We start from the raw sequence: 18,994 nt of genomic DNA on the forward strand, positions 1-18,994 counted from the left end.
TTCAAGTGTATCCATACACCATCTGCTTCATCAGACAAGGCGACAGCCTGTTGCTATTAAATAGAGAGAAAGCCCCGACTAAGGGACTGTGGAACGGAGTAGGCGGGAAGTTCGAGCCGGGTGAGTCACCGCTAGCCTGTGTCTTGCGAGAGACGTTCGAAGAGACAGGAATACGGCTGACTGACGCCCAGTATAGAGGTGTCGTGAGCTGGGAATCGGACGGTATATCAACAGGCGGCATGTATGTCTTTACCGCTGAGCTACCGGAAGATTACATCTATCCGACCCCTGTGAAAATCAGTGAGGGTATCCTGGATTGGAAGTCTGTCGACTGGATTCTGTCCGAGCGAAATCTTGGGATAACCGAGTTGATTCCGTACTATTTGCCCGCAATATTGAACGGGGAATGCTTGGAGCATAGATGCACCTATTCGAACCATAGACTGACCGGCTATACCGCATTTCCATTATCATTAGAGGCAATTGGCTCCTAAGAATAGCATGGAACCGATGCGGCGCAATTCTGATGGTGACGATGAGATGAACGTAACAATAAAATGCCATAAGAGGATGGATGAGCAATGAGCATAGCCATTAGACAAGAGCAGCCGGGGGACTATGAAGTCACTGAACAGGTTGTACAAAGCGCATTTGCTAATATGGCGTTCAGCGACCAGACAGAGCATGAATTGGTGGCCCGGCTCCGCCAATCTGCGGAGTTTGTCGCGGAGCTGTCACTCGTGGCAGTAAATCAGGAACATGATGAGATCGTAGCCCATATTCTTTTATCGAAAATAAAGATTGTAGGCAATGATCTAAGCGCCGAGTCCCTTGCGCTTGCGCCGGTGTCGGTGCGGCCGGATTACCAAAGTCGCGGCATAGGACGGCAATTGATCACCGAAGCGCTGCATCAAGCCAAAGAGCTTGGTTATTCGTCAGTGGTCGTTATGGGGCATCCGGACTATTACCCGAAGTTTGGATTCAAGAAAGCATCGGAATGGGGGATCAAAGCCCCTTTTGAAGTCGAGGACGAAGCCTTCATGGCGATGGAGCTTTGCGAACATGCGCTTGAGGGCGTATCTGGCATTGTGGAATACTCGGGGGCTTTCTTCGAATAGGCGACAGGAGAATACGACAAGGCACCTAATAGCATAAAGGCAAGGAGTGATGAAGATGTGGGATCGGATATTTGAGCGGGAGTGGGCCAAGCTGCCGGGGGCAACACAGGAGGAGTGGCATGTATTGCAGGCGCAATGGAACGAGCCGTTGTCGGAGCAGGAGTTGCGGGAGATTAAAGAACGGCAAGTGAATCCGTTTCCTGTATCCTCGCCGTACTATGCGCTTTATAAGCCTCTTGTGCCGGAGACTTGGACATTTTCGAAGCGGGCTTTGCCGGAGAGCTACGGAGAACTGCTGCTGTACTCCAATGGAGGAGAGTTCCAGACGGGCGATCGTCACTTTCAATTTTTTGGGACCTCGGATTTCAGAGCTATGAATTTGGCCTATGAATTTCCGGCGTATATGCCGGGGACGGTGTCTTTTGCGATGGACGGCAGCGGACATCACTACATATTCGATATGAGAGCGGAGCCGCGCAATGGGGAATATCCGATTTTGGTGGCGCATTCCGGAAATTTGGGGTTCGAGGATTGCGTATGCGTGGCCGAATCTTTGCCGGAGCTGTGCAGAGGAACCGAGGAAATTCCATAAATACTGGAGAGCGCTAGAACGACGCAATAGAGGGATGTTCAGAAGGGCTTGCGCCAATACGCGCAAGCCCTTCATTGTTAGCTATGTACTACTGCACATAAGGCTTGCTGACCTTCTTCTCTATCAAGCCTTGCAGCTTGCCGAAGCAGAGAGCGACGATCAGATAGAGCAGGCTGACGGAGAGGAAGACTTCCATCACCTTCAACGTGTCGGCAGCCATCAGTTTGGCTTGGCCCATCATTTCCGTTAGCCCCAGCGTAAAGCCGAGCGACGTCTCCTTAATAATGACGAGAAAGGTATTGCCGAGCGAAGGCAGGGCGATGCGGTAAGCCTGCGGGAAGACGATACGCCGGAAGGTCTGCAGCCGGGTCATGCCAACGGATTGCGCAGCCTCCGATTGCCCGCGATCCACTGAGTCGATTGCCGCTCGGAAAATCTCCGCGAGATAAGCTCCGTTGTTCAGGCTAATTCCGATTACCGTAGCTTGGAACGCATTCATTGCGCTAAGCGCCGGGAAAATCTGCGGCAGTCCGTAATAAAGCAGGAAGAGCTGGACGAGCAGCGGCGTAGAGCGGAAGAATAAGATATAGGCATTCGCCGCTCCATGAACGACCTTGAGACGCGAACGAATCATTGATTCAATGATAATGCCGAGCATGACGGAAAAAATCATGGACAGCACGGAAAGCATCAACGTAATAGGCAGATAGCTAAGCAACTGCGGCAGGCTTCTAATTAGATAAGACAGATCGAAGTTCATCGTCTTACTCCGCCGGCTTGCTTATGTCTTCGCCATACCATTTTTCTGCAATTTGCTTGATCGTGCCGTCATCTCGCAGCTCCTTCAGAGCTGCATTCACGTCTTGGACAAAAGCCTTGTTCTCGTCGTTGATGAGGAATGGACTTCCGGCAGGTATGACGACGAATTGCTCGCCCGCCAGACGAAGCGGCTGGCCGGTTTTTTTGATTTGGGCAAGAGCGGCCGCTTTGGTGGAGAAGGTAGCGTCCAGTCTGCCGAGCAGCACGTCACGGAAGGCGCCTTCGCCAGTCTCGTACGTGACGACCTCAATTTTCCCTTCGGGATCGGCTTCCTTAATATAGTTCAGCATAATTTTATTGCCGGCGACGAGGCCGATTTTTTTGCCTTTCAAATCCTCCAGCGAGTTCACTGTTGTATTCTCTTCTTTCACTACTAACTGCGCGCCGGAGTAGACGTACGGATCGGTGAACAGATATTTCGCTTTTCGTTCCTCAGACAGGGCGATTGAATTGACAATCGTATCGATCTTCTTGGACTCCAGCGCTCCGAATAAGCTGGAGAAGTCGGTCAGCTGATATTCGATCGTGAAGTCCAGCTTCTCCGCGAGCTTCTCCCAAATCTCGATTTCATAGCCTTCCAGCTTATCTCCGTTCTCCGTATTCTTGAAGGAGTACGGATAGAACGCGCCGTTCGTTCCGATACGAACGATCTTCTGTTCTTTGGCAGCACCGGAGGCAGCTTTCTCACCGCCATTTCCACAAGCGGCCAGCAGTGAAGCGGCGACAAGCGCCAACAATGCGCCCGCAAGCGATCTTCTGAATATATGCCATTTACTTTTGCTTCTCTTAATTATAAGCACGATGATTACCGCCTTTTTATCATAGAGTGGTTGTTGCCGGGTTAGGATCCGCTCCGGGCAGACAGAGGCTGCTTGCCGAGGAGCTGTCCCGCGAAGTCCGGCTCATCCAGCATGGGTCTTCCGATAGCGACGAAATCGGCAAGTTGCTCCGCTACGACACGCTCCGCCAGCGCTCTCTGATGGATGCCCCCGACGGCGATGACAGGCAAAGTCGTCTCTGATTTCAGAACTGCCGCATATGGAATCTGATAACCGGGATAGACGTCCAGCGGTCGCAGGGGCGTAATGCCGCCGGAGCTGACATGTACGGCATCCAGCAGCGGCTCCAGCCGCTTGACGATGTCCGCTATATGCAGCGGAATCAGGCCGCCCGGATCGTAATCGGAAGCGGATACCCGGATTTGGACCGGATAATCTGGCCCCACCGCTTCACGTACAGCTATCGCCACCTGCAGGACAAATTGCAGTCTGCGGTTCGGACTGCCGCCGTAAGAGTCTGTGCGCAGATTGGAGATCGGCGATAGGAATTGATGCAGCAGATAGCCGTGCGCGGCATGAAGCTCAATGCCGTCGAAGCCGGCTTCACGGCTGCGGAGCGCGGCTTCTCGATAACGTCCAATGAGTTGCTCTAATTGTTCGTTGTTAGCCTCGAACGGCAGACCGTATTCATCGCTAAATGCAATTGCGCTTGGCGCGAGCAGTCTCTCTCCAGAACGCAGATGCGACTTGCGTCCGCCATGCGACAGTTGGATAAAGACGCGGGCGTCCCTTGTATGGACGGCTTTGACGACCTTGCCGAGCGGCTTAATGTGGGAGTCGGAGTAAATGCCGATATCATCCTGATACAAGCGGCCGTCTTGCGATACGGCAGTGGATTCGATGATGACCAATCCGACATCGGCTGCGCGCCGTCCATAGTGCTCGACATGATAGTCCGTCGCATGTCCGGCAGGCGTGCCTTTATGCTGCTGCATCGGCGCAAGAACGAGCCTGTTCTTCAGCTGGAGCTTGTTGATTCGGCCGGGCGATTGCAAAGAAACGGTCATGCAAAAGCTCCTTTCCGCTTATTCTTATGGGTTTAATTGGTTTATGGTCGTTATTATAGAGGCAATTCCGCCTGTAAATCCAATATGAAGTTCGCTATCGCTTTCATTGGTCCAGCCTATCAATTCGATAAGTAATTTGATATTGGAGTTGGCGCGGAGCCTACCGTTAAGATGTAGGGGACAAATAAGCTGCTTGCTATTATGGCAGCCGATAAGGAGGAACAACGCTTGAGCTTTGAATTTGGAGTGTATACGTTCGGCGATTTGACGCGTGATCCGCATAGCGGACGTCCGATCAGCGCGAAGCAGCGGCTGGAGGAGATTATTGCGGCGGCGAGGCTTGCCGAGGAAGCCGGGCTTGATGTATTCGGAGTGGGTGAGCATCATACGCCGAACTTTGCGGTGACGGCGCCGCCGGTCGTCTTGGCTGCGATTGCCAGACATACGAAGCGTATTAAGCTGACAAGCGCCACAACTGTATTAAGCACGGTTGACCCCGTGCGTCTATACGAGGACTTTGCGACACTGGACCTGCTGTCGGATGGCCGGGCGGAGATTATCGCGGGCCGCGGAGCCATGGCGTTCCTGGATACGTACCGCTTGTTCGGCTACGAGCTGGATGATTATGATGAGCTGTTTCAGGAGAGGATTGACTTGCTGCTTCAATTCAACAATAAGGAGAGCGTGTCATGGAAAGGACGCTTTCGTCCCGAGCTGATCGAGGCGGGAGTCGCGCCTAGGCCGCTTGGCGGCAAGCTACCCCTATGGATCGGCGTAGGCCGAACACCGGAGAGCGCGGAGCGGGCGGGCAGGCTGGGAACAGGACTGACGTTCGCGCAGCTGAGCGGCGATCCGAGCCGGCTTAAGCCGCTGGCGGATGCTTACCGGGCGGCGGGCAAGGCGGCTGGCTATACGCCGGAGCAGCTTCCGATCGCGGTGTGCGGACACGGCTATATTGCGCCATCCCCGCGCGAGGCGCTGGACGAATATTTGCCGTACCATACCAATTACTTCGAGCATATTATGCAGAAACGTAATCCGGGGGACCGCTTGTCCCGCGAGGAGTTCGAGCAGTCGACAGGCCCGAATTACGCGCTGGCTGTCGGCAGTCCCGAGCAGATTGTGGAGAAAATCTTATATCAGCATGAGCTAATCGGACATAGCCGTTATATCCTTCAATTAGATATCGGGGGCGTGCCTTACGCCAAAGTCGCCCGTTCCATCGAGCTGCTGGCTGCGGAAGTCATGCCGGTCGTCCGGCGCGAGCTCAGCCGCCAATCGGCGGGGAGGGGAGAAGCGCTTCGTTAACTGCCCATACCCCGCAGCTTCGCCTAAGAGACGTTTGACCTACACGCCTCAAGCGTGCGGAACAAGCGTCTTCGTCATTTCAATTTCCGTGGCAAGGAGATTGTATTGACCAACCTTGTCATGAAGACTAGAATGGGATTAATGATGAAAATCATACAATTGATTCCAAATCACAAGTCGAGCAGACAACTGTAGGCTGAAGCAACCCGCTTCGGCTTTTTTTGCTTTTGGCGGGCGATTCATTTCAAGATAGAGAGGAGAGGGAGAATGGACCTGTTGCAATTAAAGTATTTTCAAACGGTTGCCCGTCGGGAGCATATTACGCAAGCGGCCAAGGAGCTGAATATTGCGCAGCCGTCCTTGAGCCAGACGATTGCGCGGCTGGAGGATGATCTGGGTGTGGCGTTATTCGACCGTCTGGGTCGCAATATTCGGCTGAATGAGGCAGGAAGAGTCTTCTTGCAGCATGTCGAGCGCGCCTTCACCGAACTGGAGAAAGGCAAACGGGAAGCCGTCCGGGTAGCGGGCAAATATGAGGAAGTTATTACGGTGGCCTCCATCCATCTGCCGTTCGTATCCGAGATGCTGGCTTCGTTCGTTGCGAAGCATCCCGAGACGAGATTCCGGTTTCAGCAAGGCTGCTATAATTCGATGAAGCAGCTTTTGAAGGATAAGGAGATCGACCTATGCGTATCCGCACCGCCCATTGAGCTGCCGAATACGACCAGCATCACGCTGCTGACGGAAGAACTGCGCCTCCTGGTGCCGACGAGCCATCGTCTGGCTTCCCGTGAGTCCATTCATTTGATCGAGGTGGAGAAGGAAGCTTTTATCGGGCTCAAAGCCGGCTTCGGGCTGCGGGATGCGACGGATGGGCTGTGCCGTAAAGCGGGTTTTACGCCAAATGTCATTTTTGAGGTCGAGGACCCTGCCCTGCTCCATAAGCTTGTCCGGGCCGGCATCGGCATCGCCTTTATTCCCGCCTTATGGGATATGGACAACACGGACCCCGCTACTGTAGCTGTGCGAATCGCTGATCCGAACTGCTTCCGGACGATAAGCTTGACCTGGTCGGAGCGGCAGGAGCTGTCTCCGAGCTTTGAACGATTCCGAATTTATGTGATTGAATATTTTCATAAGCTGCAACAGAGATTGGCAGGCGCTGCTTCCTCAGGGGGAGAGCATACACGCTCCATTATAGGATTGGAACGATTAAAATAATATTGATTTTGGTATTGGATGGGGAATGACGGGCAACCTTATAATCATTTTGTAGCCAAAATACCCATTAAATTCATAGGTTAACTATGAAAAAGTGGCGGGGTGCCTTATTCTCAAAAGTTTGTTCGGCAGAGATTATAACCGAACGACTAGAGGGATAGGGGGACAAAATGAGGGGTAAGGGAGTGTATGGTCATGAGCAAAAAGACACAAGGGACTCACAAGGCAGTGGCGTTAGCCATGCTCGCTTTCGTCTTGCTGCTGACAGCTTGCGGCGAGAATACGGGAAAAGTGGGGGCAGCGGTACCGGCAAAGGCGTCGTCAGAGGCTCCGGCCAAAAAACTGGTAATCGGTTCGACGGGAGGCTTCTATCCATACGTATTCCAGAACAGCGACACGAATAAGCTGGAAGGCTTCGAGGTGGATCTGTGGAGCGAAATCGCCAAGCTGACCGGCTATGAGGTCGAGTGGAAAACATCTGAATTTAGCGGCCTATTCGGATTGCTGGATACCGGGAAGATCGATACGATTGCCAATTCCATCGCCGTGACGGAGGAGCGGAAGAAGAAGTATCTGTTCAGCGAGCCTTACGTGTATTCCGGAGCACAGCTTGTCGTGAAGGAAGGGAATGACGCGATTCAGTCGCTGGAGGACCTTAAGGGGAAGAAGATCGGCATCCAGCTCGGGACGAACTTCGCCAATCTGGTCAAGGACTTCGATAAGAGCGGCGAGATCGAAATCGTCAATTACGAGTCGGCGGAAGCAGGCTTTCAGGATGTGGCGATTGGGCGCATCGACGCGACCTTCGCGACGAAGGCTTCAGCCCTCGGAACGATTCAGAAGACGAAGCTGCCGCTTCAACTTGGCGGCAAGCAGCTGACGACGATACCGGCAGCTAATCCGTTCTTGAATAAGGAAGAGAACAAGGAGTTAATCAATGAGGTGAATGATGCGCTAAAGCAGCTTCGCGAGAATGGGAAGCTGGCCGAGATATCGACCAAATGGTTCACGCAGGATTTGACCAATCCGGATAACTGACGCAGGTAGGGCGTTGGAAGGGGCGAAGGCCATTCATGTTTGATTTGGTATATTTGCTGTCGGCGCTTCCCCGGCTGCTGCAATTCATGTATTTGACTGTTACCATCGCCGTGCTCTCGATGCTGTTCGGGCTGGTGCTCGGATTGCTGCTGGAGACGGCGATCAGGCGCAAGGTATTCCTGTTGTCCACTTGCTCAAAAGTATACATTTCGTTTTTCCGGGCGACGCCGCTGCTTGTGCAATTGTTTATTTTGTACTATGGCGTTCCGCAAGTGATTCCCGCGTTCGGTGAGATTAATGCTTATTGGGCGACTGTAATCGGCATCAGCTTGAACTGTGCAGCGTATCTGGCGGAGAATATCCGGGCGGCGATTCGCTCGATCGATTACGGACAGTGGGAAGCATGCCAATCCATCGGCATGACCCGCTGGCAGAGCATGCGGCGGGTGATTCTGCCGCAGGCGCTCCGCATCGCGCTGCCTTCCTTCGGCAATCAATTCGTGACCGTCGTGAAGGAGACGTCGCTAGGCTTCACCTTGGGCTTGACCGAGACGATGGCGCAGGCCAAGCTGATGGCTGCCGATACCTACAAGTTTCTGGAATCGTTCCTGGCGGCTGCCATTCTATATTGGCTGGCCGCTATTGTGTATGGCTATATTCAAAGCGCCATGGAGAAGCGGGTCAACCGTCCGTACGGCCATGAGGTATAACCGGTGATGAGGCAGACAAGGAGTGGGATGAATGAGCACGTTAAATGAATATTTGCAGGACAAAAAGTCGGCGTTGGACGCTCGCAAGCATAGACTGGCGAAGGAGAATGAGGTAATTCCGAATAAGCTGAAGGCGGGCATTCGGGTTGCGGGACGAAGCGGCGTTCGGGAGATTCGCATTCGCGACTTCCAGGTGGTCAGCGACAGCGGGCCCGAGCTTGCGGGGCATAGTCTCGGCCCGAGCTCCCCCGAGCTTCAGCTTGGCGTTCTCGGCAGCTGCCTGTCGCATATTACGCTGATTCAGGCTGCGGAGCGCGGAGTGCCGCTGGAAGCGGTAAAAGTAGAAGTGACGGGTGACATGCATCCGCTAGCAGGCAAGCCGGGCTATGAGGATGTTCCGGTGTACCTGCATAATATCGCATATACGTTGCGCATTGAATCCAGCGCTTCTCCGAAGGAGCTTGAGGAGCTGCATGAAGCAGTCGAGCTGGCTTGCCCGATCTTGAATCTGCTTCAGCAGCCTCAGCAAGTGACAGGGACGCTGGTACGTACGAAGCGGAAGCGCGCCAAGCGGGCATAAGGGAGACAGGGGACGGGCGTAGGAGTTTGTTTAGGCCAAGACAAAAGCAGAAAGCGGGCATCATGCGCGCTTCCTGCTTTTTACTTTGGAGAGACAGGCTGCTGTTGGTTAAGCCGGCATACCGCTTGTTCACTGCCCTGCGGCGGATTGCAGCTCTCGCTGCTGCTCGCGCTCGATTACTTCCAGGAATTGATGCTTGAACGCCATGCCGCGAATGACCGTCTCCCCGATGATGAAGGTAGGGGCGGAGTTGATGTTGGCGACATAATAAGCCTGATGCAGCGCTTCGCGGTGCTTCTCGCGGTAGGTGCGATCCTCCAGCGCTTTGCGGTAAGCGGATTGATCGAGGCCGATCTCTCCTGCCAGCTCGGTTAGCACGTCGATCTCCCCGATGTTTTTGCTCTCTAGAAAGAAGGCTTCGTACATCCGTTTGTTGTATTCCTTCGCCTTGCCGTGCTCGATGGCGAATTGATAACCCTCGAAGGCCAGATGCGTATACGGCTGAGGAGAGAAGGGCGGCTTCACGATCGGAATGCCCAGCTCAGCTGCGATGGGATACACACGCTCTTGCCAATCCTTCGTAATGTATTCGCCCTCGGGGCGAAGAGTAGGCGTAGGATAAGGGCGAAGCTCGAAGGGCAAATATTCAACCTCGATTCCTTTCTCGGCGGCGGCCGCCTCCAGCTCGCCTTCGGCGAGTATGCAATAAGGGCATACAAAATCGGAGTATACTTGCAGTTTCAAAGCCATGTATATGAGCTCCTCTCGTTATATTAGGAACAGCCGTCAATGGTGCAGCTGATTCCCATGCTCCATTGCTCCAGATGCTCCAGCCGCTGTTTCTTTAGTTCTGCATCAATCGCTTCCAGGAACTGCTCTTTATATAGAAGCCACTTAACCGTCGTATTGCCGATGACATACGTCGGCGCAGCCGTAATATCGGCTTCGTACAGCGCATGATGCAACGCGCGCCTGTGCGCCTCCCGGTAGGTGCCGTTCTCCAGCGCGTCGCGGTATGAAGAACCGTCCAGTCCCAGTTCCTCTGCCAGAGCGGTCAGCACATCGATGTCTCCAATATGGAGCCCGTCCTGGAAGAAGGCCTTGTACATGCGGGAATGATAAGCTTCGCCGATGCCCGCTTGCTTGGCGAATTGGTAGCCTTCAAAGGCTAGATGCGTATAGGGCTGCGGGGAGATCGTCGGCATGCGAATCGGGATGCCTAGCTGCTCAGCGATGGGATAGACCTTATCTCTCCAGCTCGTCTGCATATATCCGTCCTCGGGACGGAGCGTGGGCGTCGGGTAAGGCCTCAGCTCGAAGGGCAAATGCTCGATGGCTACATCTCGTTCCGCCGCCGCTGCTCTCAGCTGGCCATCGGCCAGCAAGCAGAAGGGACAGACATAATCAGAGTACACTTTGATCGTTAACGGCATGGCCGGGGCTCCTTTCGATAGGGGATGGCTTGCGTCTCCAAGGACCGAACCCGGAACCGGAGGAGAGTGAGTCCTTCCACTGCCAAGCCTGCTCCAGCAGAATCGACACCAATACGCCAACAACCAGTCCATTGTTCAGGATCGGCTTCAGCGCATCGGGCAGCCCTGCAAGGCTGGCCGCGGGAATGAACATGCTGCCGACTCCTGCGAACAACGAAAACGCAACAACCGTAAGCTTCTTCTCATCTTGCAGAACTAAGCCCAGCTCCTTCAGACCGGCCGAGAGCAGATGCGCGAAGGAAGTAAAAATGACGGCAAAGGCAACCGGCACGGGAACCGACGCGAGCAGGGCGGTGAGATAGGGGAAAAAGCCGGAGACGATCAGCAATAGGCAGCCGATGATGAACGGCAGCCGCCCCGTCATGCGGGTGGATGCGACGAACCCGGCTGAATGGGAGTTGGACACGCAGCCTACAGCGGAGAAGGCGCCGGACAGCAGTTGATTGACGCCCATTATGATGCCGGATCTCCGGTAGCGGTCCGACGGCTCAAGCCCGATCGTTTTCTCCATGACGACAATTGCCGCAATCATGTTAATTAGCAGCGGCAGTGTAATTACCAGTGTCGTAAGCGCAATGCCCGACTCGAACAGCGGTGCTCCCCAAGCGAACAGCTGGGGAATCAGTATTGCGGTATCCGGCAGCTTGGGCAATGCGGCAATATGGCCGAAGAGCAGAAACAAGCCATACCCTGCCGCGATTCCGATCAGCGCGGAATAGTTGCGCAGCCAAGCCGTCTTGCTTCGACCGCATAGGAAGGTCAGAAGAAGGGTTGCAATTGCCGGCGCTGCGATGCTCGCATGGATGTAACCGTCGGTATAGCCCACCCCAAGGACGCCCTTCACAATAGGAGAGCTGAACTGGAAGATGAGCAGCAGCAAATAAGTGCCCGTGACGACAGGGGTGAACAGCCTCTTCAAATAGCGGATCAGGTGAAACGCGCTTAGAAGCAGAATAATCGCCCCGGCGATCAGCAAGCCCATCTCCATCTGGCGCAGCAGCTCGGTGCCGGATGCGCCAGGCGCTAAATTAGCCGCAAGCAGGATGAATACGCCCCACCATACACCGGCGGGGCCCTCCAGTATGGGAAGCTTGTGGCCGAGCGTCACTTGCAGCAGGGAGGATATCCCGATGACGGTCAGCGTTCGCTGCAGCAGGCTGATCGTATCCGCATCCGAGAGCTGGAAAGCCGCCGCCACTACGATTGGCGCTACCAGTCCGCCCGTCAGCAGAAAGAAGGTCCATTGCAGCGAATCAAGCAGCGTTCTCACGGGCCGAACGCTCCTTTATATGGCGATTGGCATTCGTCATACGCTGGCTTCCGTTTTTAGCGAGGAAGCCAGTTCCAGCACCAGCGCTTGAAGCGACTGGACCCCGGCTTCGTCGGTGAAGATGCCGTGCTGGTCGATCTGGCCAGGATCGGCGACGTATTGGGAGGACAGCGTATTCGCCCCAAGGCCGCGCAGCACGAGGCGCAGATTGTTCAGCGCGTTGATGCCGCCTTTGCCGCCGCCGGCTGCTGCTGCGATGGCTACCGGCTTGCCGCGGAAGTGGTCGCCATTCAGAAAGTCCAGGGCGTTCTTCAGCGCGCCGCTGATGCCGTTATGGTATTCCGGAGTCACGATAAAGTAGGCGTCGGCTTCCTGTGCAAGCTTCTGAAGCTGTACGACGGTATCCAGCTCCTGCTGGGCGGGATCGCCGTTGAACAGCGGCAGCACATGGCGGTGAAGATCCAGCAGCTGGGAGTTGCCCTGCTTATCTCTTAGCAAGCGGTATACAACATTGATGACGGCTTTGGTGTTGGCTCCGGCGCGAGGGCTTCCGCTAATGAACAGCACATTTTTACTCATTTCTCACACGCTCCATATCCAGATTAATCCCAATAAAAACCAACTTTTCCGGGTTAATTAGTATCATACGTTCGGACATAAAAAACTTCCAATATCAAATTCATAATGGGTTTCATAGCCCGCCGATTATGAACCTATTGCCCCCAGCCTATCGTTTATTTTTTTCATTGACAGGATCAATCAATCCCAATTATGATAAGTGACAATTCAAATTGGAATAGGAGGAATTAGATGGCTGAATTGCGTATTCGTGGTACGGTGGACCCGATTGAGGAGCCTGCCATCGCTTTATTTTTGGAGGAGCAAGGTGTCTATTATGAGCGATGGGAGGAGAACCATACCCCTTCTTCGTATGAGGACCGACTGCTGCTGACGGAGCAGGAGAAGGCGGAGCTGCTGCGCATTTATGAGCATCAGATCACCGACTTCGCGGAGAGAAAGGGCTATAGGCAATGGGACGTTGTTATCCTGTCGGACCAGACGCCTGACATGCTGCAGAAGTTCGGCTCCCTGCATTATCATCTGGAAGATGAAATGCGGATTGTGCTGGGTGGCGGGGGCGTCTTCACGATTAAAGGAGAAGGCGGCACGGGCTACTTCGAGGTGACGGCCAGGCCCGGTGACATAGTGGTCGTGCCTGCCCGCAGGCCGCATGCTTTCCGCTTGTCGGAGCAGCCGCAATTTATCGTTGTCCGCTTGTTCGAGGGTGAGGCTTCATCGGTTACGTATAAGGTGGATGATCCATCGTTTGATGTCAAATGATGTCGGAACGATAGCTTCGGGTTGATGCGATTGATTTGATAAGTAATATTGGACGGCTCAGGAGAGGGAAGAGTACAGTCTAATTGTAAAACCTGCCAGAAACAACGCCTAATTTTTAACATTTTGTGAAACTTTGTGTCGGAAGGAGGGATGAAGTCCGGATTGATTGGCTGGGATAAATATAGCAAATAGGGAGTGGTAAATGATGTGCCGAATCTTCGGGTATATCGGTAATGATTACGTTGATCCCGGGCGATTGAAGGCGGTCTCCGATCTGCAGCTGGCAGGCGGGCCGGACCAGCAGTCGGTATTGGCGGAGAGAAACTGGGCAATCGGCAACAACCGGCTTGCGATCGTCGGGCTCGATGGCGGCCAGCAGCCTTACAGCCTTGGCGATTCCATACGCATTGTACTCAATGGCGAGATTTATAACCATCGCGAGCTGAGAAGCAAGCTGGAAGCCAAAGGCTATACGTTTACTGATCAATGCGACGGTTCCATCTTGCCTGCACTGTATGAGGAATACGGGCCTGACTTTGTCCGGTATCTGGATGGCATGTTCGCCATTGCGGTTATTGATTTGCGGGAGCGGGTGACGCTGACCTTGGCGACGGACCCGGCAGGGATCAAGTCCCTGTATTACTGCTGGGATGAGCGGAACGAGACGCTATACTTCTCCTCGGAGCTTCCTTCCTTGCTGGCGTTCGGAAGCGTGCCTTCGAGTCTGTGGCTGCCGGGCGTCGACTTTTATTTGACGACGAAGGTTGTATTCGGCGAGCGAACGCTGTTCGACGGGGTGTATGCGCTTCCGCCTTCTTCACTGCTGCAAGCAAGGCTGGGCGAGCGTCCCGCCCTTCGCCGGTGGAAGACGCTGCTGGAATCGGACCCGCTCGGGGGAGAACCGGCAGGCGCCTCCTTATCGCTGCGCGGACAGCTTGATCGTGAGGTTGCGGCGCTGCTGCTGGCTGATGTGCCCGTCTCTACGATTAATAGCGGCGGACTGGATTCCAGTCTCGTGACCGCGCTGGCGAGCAAGAGACAAGCCGGCATCCATTCCTTTAACTTATCCTACGTTGGCGACTGGCCGCTGGATGAGAAAATCTACGCCAGAGAGGTTTCCAAGCAGTATGGTACGACGCATCATGAGGTGCTCGTGGATCCGCGGGACTTCGAGAAGCTCCTGCCGCTGGTAGCGGAGCGGCTGGGACAGCCGAATGCCGATCCCATTACGCTGAGCAGCTACGCCTTGTTCGAAGCGATTCATCAAGCGGGCTTCAAGGTGACGATATCCGGCGATGGAGCAGACGAGATGTTCGCGGGTTACGACCGTTTTCTGGAGGCATCCGAGGCGACGGATGACTGGATCAAGCCTTACGTGGACGCGCTGGGCGTCGCATCACCGGAGCTTCGCAAGGAGCTGTACAGCGATGATTATCGCGCGTTTATTCAGGATAACGGCTCAATTGGCGACCAGATAGCGGACAGCCTGCGTACGGCGAATCACCGGAAAGGGAGGCTCGATGCCATTCTGGAGTTCGAGCGGGAGTACAGGCTGCCGTCGTATCATTTAAGACGTGTCGATCATCTCAGTATGGCGCATTCCGTAGAAGTAAGGGTCCCTTATTGCCAGCCGCGCATTCTGGACCTCGCGGGCAAGCTGCCCGTTGACTGGCGGATCGGGGAAGGGAAAGTGAAGCGCCTCTTGTACCGGGCGGCGGAAGGCCAGTTGCCGGATGCGATTCTGAACCGGAAGAAGCAGCCGTTCACCTTGCCGATCGACGCTATGATGCGCAAGGGACTACCGCTATACGAAACGGTGGAGCGCGTGCTGGATGGGGAGGCGCTTCGAAGACATAATTTGTTCAGCCCTGCTGCGGTAGAGAGGCTGCTGCGCAAGCAGGAGACGCAGCCCGACGGAAAGACGGCGCTTACGTTATGGTCGCTTGTTATTTTTCAGCTATGGATCAATCAATATCAAGTTCATATCGGTGCGTCCAAACAATATCAGTTTGAGGGGTGATTCACATGCAGACGTATCTGGCACATGCCGAAGGAAGCGTGTCCTCATCCATCATTATTGATGGAACGGAGTTGCCTGCTTCGCCTGATGCCATTATTCCGATTCTTAAGGGCATTCATGATGATCTGGATTATGAAGAGCGGCCATACGGACTTATCTCCAAATTTGTGGTCATTCGGCCGTCCAAACATCCCATGTACGACTTGAATTATCTCTTTTTTCAGCTTGTGCCGGGCAACCCCGTCACGTTCGATTACTCCGGCAGCTGCGGGCATTCCATTCTGGCCGCGATCCAAGTGGCGATGAAGTGGGGATGGCTGCCAAGCGCAAGCCCGGGACTGCGCGTCCGCGTTTATGTGGTGAACGTCGGTGATTCTCTTGTTTGCGAGGTAGACCATGCGGTGCGCTCCGGTATGAACTGTACGGCGCATTTCATCGTGGACGGCGGTACGTCGCTTGCCAGTCTGCTGCCATCTGGCGCTCTGACGAACCGGCTTGATACGCCGTTCGGCGAATACGAAGTATCCATTGTATCTTCTGGCAACCCCTACGTGTTCGTGCAAGCTGCGCAGCTGGGAATTCAGTCGGAGCAGGAGCTGTTCGAGGCGGGAGACGATACGCTGGAGCGGCTTAATGCAATTCGCAGGGCGGCCGCGCAATTGCTGGGCTGGAATCCGGATGGCGTCTTTCCGAAGGTGGCGGCTATCGCCAGCTATGAGCCGGACACGATCTCATTCAGGGCGATCTCGATTCCGTCCTGGCATCCGACGATTGCGCTGACGGGGGCGGCATGCATCGGCGCGGCAGCTGCTATTGATGACACAGTCGTCCAGCGGCTAATCGGAAGCACAGATGCGGCGGGCTACCGCCTAAGAGTAAGCACGAAGGGCGGAAGCACCTACATCTCGACCGCTACGACGGGCAGCAAGCTAACGGATGATTTGCTGTACAGCAGCATTTCCGAAAAAAACGTGCGCCTGCTTGGAGCGTTACCATTTAAGAAAGGAGCAACTTACGAATGGGAGTGGCAACGCAAGGTGTACGCATAGAATCATTGCTGGAGGAACTGGATCGCTACGCCGTTCTGGCCGACGAGACGGGGCGTACGCAGCAAGAATCACTTGATGCGCTGAAGGCTTCCGGCTTACTGGGCAGCCTCGTGCCGGGGGAGTACGGCGGTCTCGGCTATGATTCCTTATTTGCAGGGAGACTGATTGCCTCCATAGCGTCGATCGATCCATCGATTTCCATTATCGTCTTTCAGCATTTCTCCGTCGTATCCCGAATACTGGAATGGGGCAGCGTGAAGCAGCGGACGGAATACTTGCCGAGGCTTGCGAATGGGCAATGGTTAGCGGCATCGGCTTGGTCAGAGACAGGTGCTGGAGCCAATAAACAGAATATTGCGACAATTGCAGAGCGGAAAGCGGACGGGGGCTGGGTCATCGGAGGTGTAAAATCGTTTACGACCGGGGCAGGTCTTGCGGATTTGTACCTGGTGCTTGCTCAGACGGGTACGGGTGACTCCGGCTCGTTGTACGGCAATTCGGGACAATCTTTTTTCCTGATTGAGACGACGCAGGGGATTACCGCCGATGCGGATACGAATTTGTCCGGGATGAGAGGTTCCTCCACCGGCTTCATCAATCTGCATCATTGCGAGGTGATAAGCGAGCAGCTCATTGGTCCGCTGGGAGGAGCGCCAAGGGTCATTAACGGCATTCGCGAATGCGGGCTGACGCTGGGCTCCGTGTCGCTCGGCATTAGTGAGGCGGCTTATACCCTAGCATTAGAGCAAGTGCTGGCCAGAGGGCAGCAAGGCAATCCTCTGCTGCAGGCGGCATTGTCCGAGCTGCATATGCAGCTCGAAGCGGTGCGCGCGCTGGTGGAGAAGGTCGCGGCGAAGGAAGGGGGCGACCGACTTAGCCAGATTGCCTACCAGTCCAAAATATTTGCCTCGGAGTCCAGCGAAAGAATTGTCCGCGAAGCCCAGCAGATTATAGGAGGGTCCGGTTATGTGCGCGGGAAAAAAATCGAGCGCCTGCTGCGTGATGCCAGAGCCGTCTCGCTAATGGGGCCGGTGAACCGGCTCGCCCGGGAAATTATCGGAAGGGAGCTGATCACATGAGCAGGGCCTCGTATGATCTGATCGTTGCGAATGCCCGCATCGTCTATCGCGACCGCATTCTTCTTGGCGGAATCGCAGTTCGGGACGGAAGAATCGCGAAGCTGCTGCAGCAGGATGAAGAGGCGGCAGCCAATCGCATAATCGATGCGGAAGGGAGGTATGTGCTGCCTGGACTCATTGATTCGCATGTGCACTTCCGGACACCGGGGTATGAGCATAAGGAAAATTGGCATTCGGCTTCGATGGCGGCAGCAGCGGGGGGCGTGACGACGGTGCTGGACATGCCGAATACGAATCCGTATACCGATACGGTGGACAGGCTGCGACAAAAGTCGGCCCTTGTGCACGGCCAGTCGTATGTCGATTACGGCTTCCACATTGGAGTCGTACCCGGCAAGGCGGATGCGCTGCAGGCGCTATCCCGCGGGGAAGCGGCGAGCATCAAGCTGTTTCTGACCGGCCATCGCACAGCGAAGCATATTATTGACGACGAAGTGGAGCTGGATTATATATTCCGGTTGGCTGCGGATAAAGGCATTCTGCTGACGCTGCATGCGGAGGACGACTTTGTGCTGCGACTGTTCCGCCAGACACGCGGTGAGCCGACGGGCTTGACGGAATACGAGGCGGTGTATCCGCGCATCGGAGCCATCGCGGCTGTCGCGCGGGCGCTTAGGCTCGTCCGCAAACATGGCACTTCCGTTCATGTACTGCATGTATCGTCAGCTGAGGAATCGGATCTGCTGGACGCTGCAGCTGCAGCGGGCTTTCCCGTCACGTATGAGACGACCGCCCATCAATTGTGGTTCGATCATGCAAGCGCCAAGTCATTGGGCACGAGAGCGAAGCTGAGTCCCGCCATCCGGGAGCCGCGCGACCGGGACAGGCTGTGGCAATCTATCGCTCGCGGCACGCTTACGTCGGTCGGTAGCGATCATGCGCCGCATTCGATCGTGGAGAAGAGCTTCTCCTTCCACGATGCGCCGCCCGGCTTACCCGGCGTACAGGAACTGCTGCCCGCGTTGTTGACGGGACTGAAGCGGCATCTGCCAGCACTGACAAGAGAAGAGAGGCTGCTGGCGGCAGTGAGATTGCTTGCTGCAGGCCCAGCCCTCCGATTCGGCCTCGATCACCGGAAGGGCAGCATTGAAGCGGGACTCGATGCCGATCTCCTGATTGTAGACGATGAGAAAAAGTGGGAGGTGACCAGAGACCGCGTGCTGTCTGGCAGCGGTTGGTCGGCCTATGAAGGGTTGGAGCTTGAAGGAGAAGTGCTGGTGACGATCTTAAGGGGACAAGTGGTATACGACAAAGGGGAGTTCGGCGAGGAGATCGGGGAACAGATTCCCCTTCGGCGGGAATTGCCGGATGCCTTCCAGCGCACGGCGGGCAGCCCTTATCGTGTGTTGGCTTAAACGTCTTATCGACGGCAGGAAGAGAATTAAGCGGTGGGGCAGGCAGGTGCATATTTGCTTGCCCTCGGCTACAACTATTCTGAAGGAGGAATAAC

General features: G+C 55.0%; 20 protein-coding genes. 13 read left to right on the top strand and 7 right to left on the bottom strand.

The window, feature by feature from the left end; genetic code table 11:
- Positions 1-5: 5 nt before the first annotated feature.
- The 3 genes from AC0YNW_RS09335 (at position 6) to AC0YNW_RS09345 (ending at position 1,710) form a co-directional block, all read left to right on the top strand.
- Positions 6-494, top strand: a complete 489-nt coding sequence (locus AC0YNW_RS09335; protein ID WP_475831710.1) for an NUDIX hydrolase — start codon at positions 6-8, stop codon at positions 492-494.
- 87 nt (positions 495-581) lie between these two features.
- Positions 582-1,118 (top strand): GNAT family N-acetyltransferase, encoded by a 537-nt coding sequence (locus AC0YNW_RS09340; protein WP_475831711.1) that lies wholly within the window; start codon positions 582-584, stop codon positions 1,116-1,118.
- A gap of 55 nt (positions 1,119-1,173) precedes the next feature.
- The gene (locus AC0YNW_RS09345) at positions 1,174-1,710 is read left to right on the top strand and encodes an SMI1/KNR4 family protein (protein WP_475831712.1); all 537 of its coding nucleotides are present in this window, start codon (positions 1,174-1,176) and stop codon (positions 1,708-1,710) included.
- An 88-nt stretch (positions 1,711-1,798) separates the two neighbouring features.
- On the opposite strand, the gene AC0YNW_RS09350 is transcribed toward AC0YNW_RS09345, so the two are convergent.
- The 3 genes from AC0YNW_RS09350 to AC0YNW_RS09360 are packed head-to-tail and all read right to left on the bottom strand — an operon-like array spanning position 1,799 to position 4,375.
- Positions 1,799-2,470 carry an amino acid ABC transporter permease gene (locus tag AC0YNW_RS09350; protein WP_475831713.1) on the bottom strand — a complete coding sequence of 224 codons (672 nt, stop codon included), beginning with the start codon at positions 2,468-2,470 and terminating at the stop codon, positions 1,799-1,801.
- A gap of 4 nt (positions 2,471-2,474) precedes the next feature.
- On the bottom strand, positions 2,475-3,329 hold the full coding sequence (locus AC0YNW_RS09355) for a transporter substrate-binding domain-containing protein (protein WP_475831714.1): 855 nt from the start codon (positions 3,327-3,329) through the stop codon (positions 2,475-2,477).
- Positions 3,330-3,370: 41 nt separating this feature from the next.
- Positions 3,371-4,375: an oxidoreductase gene (locus AC0YNW_RS09360; RefSeq protein WP_475831715.1), complete on the bottom strand. Its 1,005-nt coding sequence runs from the start codon at positions 4,373-4,375 to the stop codon at positions 3,371-3,373.
- A 201-nt stretch (positions 4,376-4,576) separates the two neighbouring features.
- Here AC0YNW_RS09360 and AC0YNW_RS09365 point away from each other — a divergent pair, with 201 nt between their 5' ends.
- The 5 genes from AC0YNW_RS09365 to AC0YNW_RS09385 all read left to right on the top strand — a co-directional run bounded on the left by AC0YNW_RS09365 (position 4,577) and on the right by AC0YNW_RS09385 (position 9,232).
- Positions 4,577-5,683, top strand: a complete 1,107-nt coding sequence (locus AC0YNW_RS09365; protein ID WP_475831716.1) for an LLM class flavin-dependent oxidoreductase — start codon at positions 4,577-4,579, stop codon at positions 5,681-5,683.
- Between the two features lie 267 nt (positions 5,684-5,950).
- Positions 5,951-6,904: a LysR family transcriptional regulator gene (locus tag AC0YNW_RS09370; protein WP_387470157.1), complete on the top strand. Its 954-nt coding sequence runs from the start codon at positions 5,951-5,953 to the stop codon at positions 6,902-6,904.
- 195 nt (positions 6,905-7,099) lie between these two features.
- Positions 7,100-7,942 (top strand): amino acid ABC transporter substrate-binding protein, encoded by an 843-nt coding sequence (locus AC0YNW_RS09375; RefSeq protein ID WP_387470155.1) that lies wholly within the window; start codon positions 7,100-7,102, stop codon positions 7,940-7,942.
- 35 nt (positions 7,943-7,977) lie between these two features.
- Positions 7,978-8,652: an amino acid ABC transporter permease gene (locus AC0YNW_RS09380; RefSeq protein WP_475831717.1), complete on the top strand. Its 675-nt coding sequence runs from the start codon at positions 7,978-7,980 to the stop codon at positions 8,650-8,652.
- A 31-nt stretch (positions 8,653-8,683) separates the two neighbouring features.
- Positions 8,684-9,232, top strand: coding sequence for an OsmC family protein (locus AC0YNW_RS09385; protein ID WP_475831718.1), 549 nt, complete (start codon positions 8,684-8,686; stop codon positions 9,230-9,232).
- A gap of 129 nt (positions 9,233-9,361) precedes the next feature.
- Here the strand turns inward: AC0YNW_RS09385 and AC0YNW_RS09390 are convergent, their stop codons facing one another.
- From AC0YNW_RS09390 to AC0YNW_RS09405, 4 genes are read right to left on the bottom strand one after another with little or no spacing between them, the layout of a single operon-like run.
- Positions 9,362-9,982: a DsbA family oxidoreductase gene (locus AC0YNW_RS09390; RefSeq protein WP_475831719.1), complete on the bottom strand. Its 621-nt coding sequence runs from the start codon at positions 9,980-9,982 to the stop codon at positions 9,362-9,364.
- Positions 9,983-10,005: 23 nt separating this feature from the next.
- Positions 10,006-10,665: a DsbA family oxidoreductase gene (locus tag AC0YNW_RS09395; RefSeq protein ID WP_475831720.1), complete on the bottom strand. Its 660-nt coding sequence runs from the start codon at positions 10,663-10,665 to the stop codon at positions 10,006-10,008.
- Complete coding sequence (locus tag AC0YNW_RS09400) at positions 10,637-11,995, bottom strand: purine/pyrimidine permease (protein ID WP_475831721.1); 1,359 nt, start codon at positions 11,993-11,995, stop codon at positions 10,637-10,639. The genes AC0YNW_RS09395 and AC0YNW_RS09400 overlap by 29 nt, the downstream gene beginning before the upstream one ends.
- 36 nt (positions 11,996-12,031) lie before the next feature.
- The gene (locus AC0YNW_RS09405) at positions 12,032-12,574 is read right to left on the bottom strand and encodes an NADPH-dependent FMN reductase (protein ID WP_475831722.1); all 543 of its coding nucleotides are present in this window, start codon (positions 12,572-12,574) and stop codon (positions 12,032-12,034) included.
- A gap of 231 nt (positions 12,575-12,805) precedes the next feature.
- On the opposite strand from AC0YNW_RS09405, the gene AC0YNW_RS09410 reads away from it, so the two are divergent.
- The 5 genes from AC0YNW_RS09410 (at position 12,806) to AC0YNW_RS09430 (ending at position 18,899) form a co-directional block, all read left to right on the top strand.
- A complete protein-coding gene (locus AC0YNW_RS09410; RefSeq protein ID WP_475831723.1) occupies positions 12,806-13,336 on the top strand; it encodes a cupin domain-containing protein in 531 nt (176 codons plus the stop codon).
- Between the two features lie 202 nt (positions 13,337-13,538).
- Positions 13,539-15,356, top strand: coding sequence for an asparagine synthase (glutamine-hydrolyzing) (gene asnB / locus AC0YNW_RS09415; RefSeq protein ID WP_475831724.1), 1,818 nt, complete (start codon positions 13,539-13,541; stop codon positions 15,354-15,356).
- Positions 15,357-15,361: 5 nt separating this feature from the next.
- The gene (locus tag AC0YNW_RS09420) at positions 15,362-16,405 is read left to right on the top strand and encodes a PrpF domain-containing protein (protein WP_475831725.1); all 1,044 of its coding nucleotides are present in this window, start codon (positions 15,362-15,364) and stop codon (positions 16,403-16,405) included.
- On the top strand, positions 16,375-17,484 hold the full coding sequence (locus AC0YNW_RS09425; RefSeq protein WP_475831726.1) for an acyl-CoA dehydrogenase family protein: 1,110 nt from the start codon (positions 16,375-16,377) through the stop codon (positions 17,482-17,484). The genes AC0YNW_RS09420 and AC0YNW_RS09425 overlap by 31 nt, the downstream gene beginning before the upstream one ends.
- Positions 17,481-18,899, top strand: coding sequence for a dihydroorotase (locus tag AC0YNW_RS09430; protein ID WP_475831727.1), 1,419 nt, complete (start codon positions 17,481-17,483; stop codon positions 18,897-18,899). The genes AC0YNW_RS09425 and AC0YNW_RS09430 overlap by 4 nt, the downstream gene beginning before the upstream one ends.
- Positions 18,900-18,994 lie beyond the last annotated feature (95 nt).

Source organism: Paenibacillus sp. J31R120 (assembly GCF_056269225.1).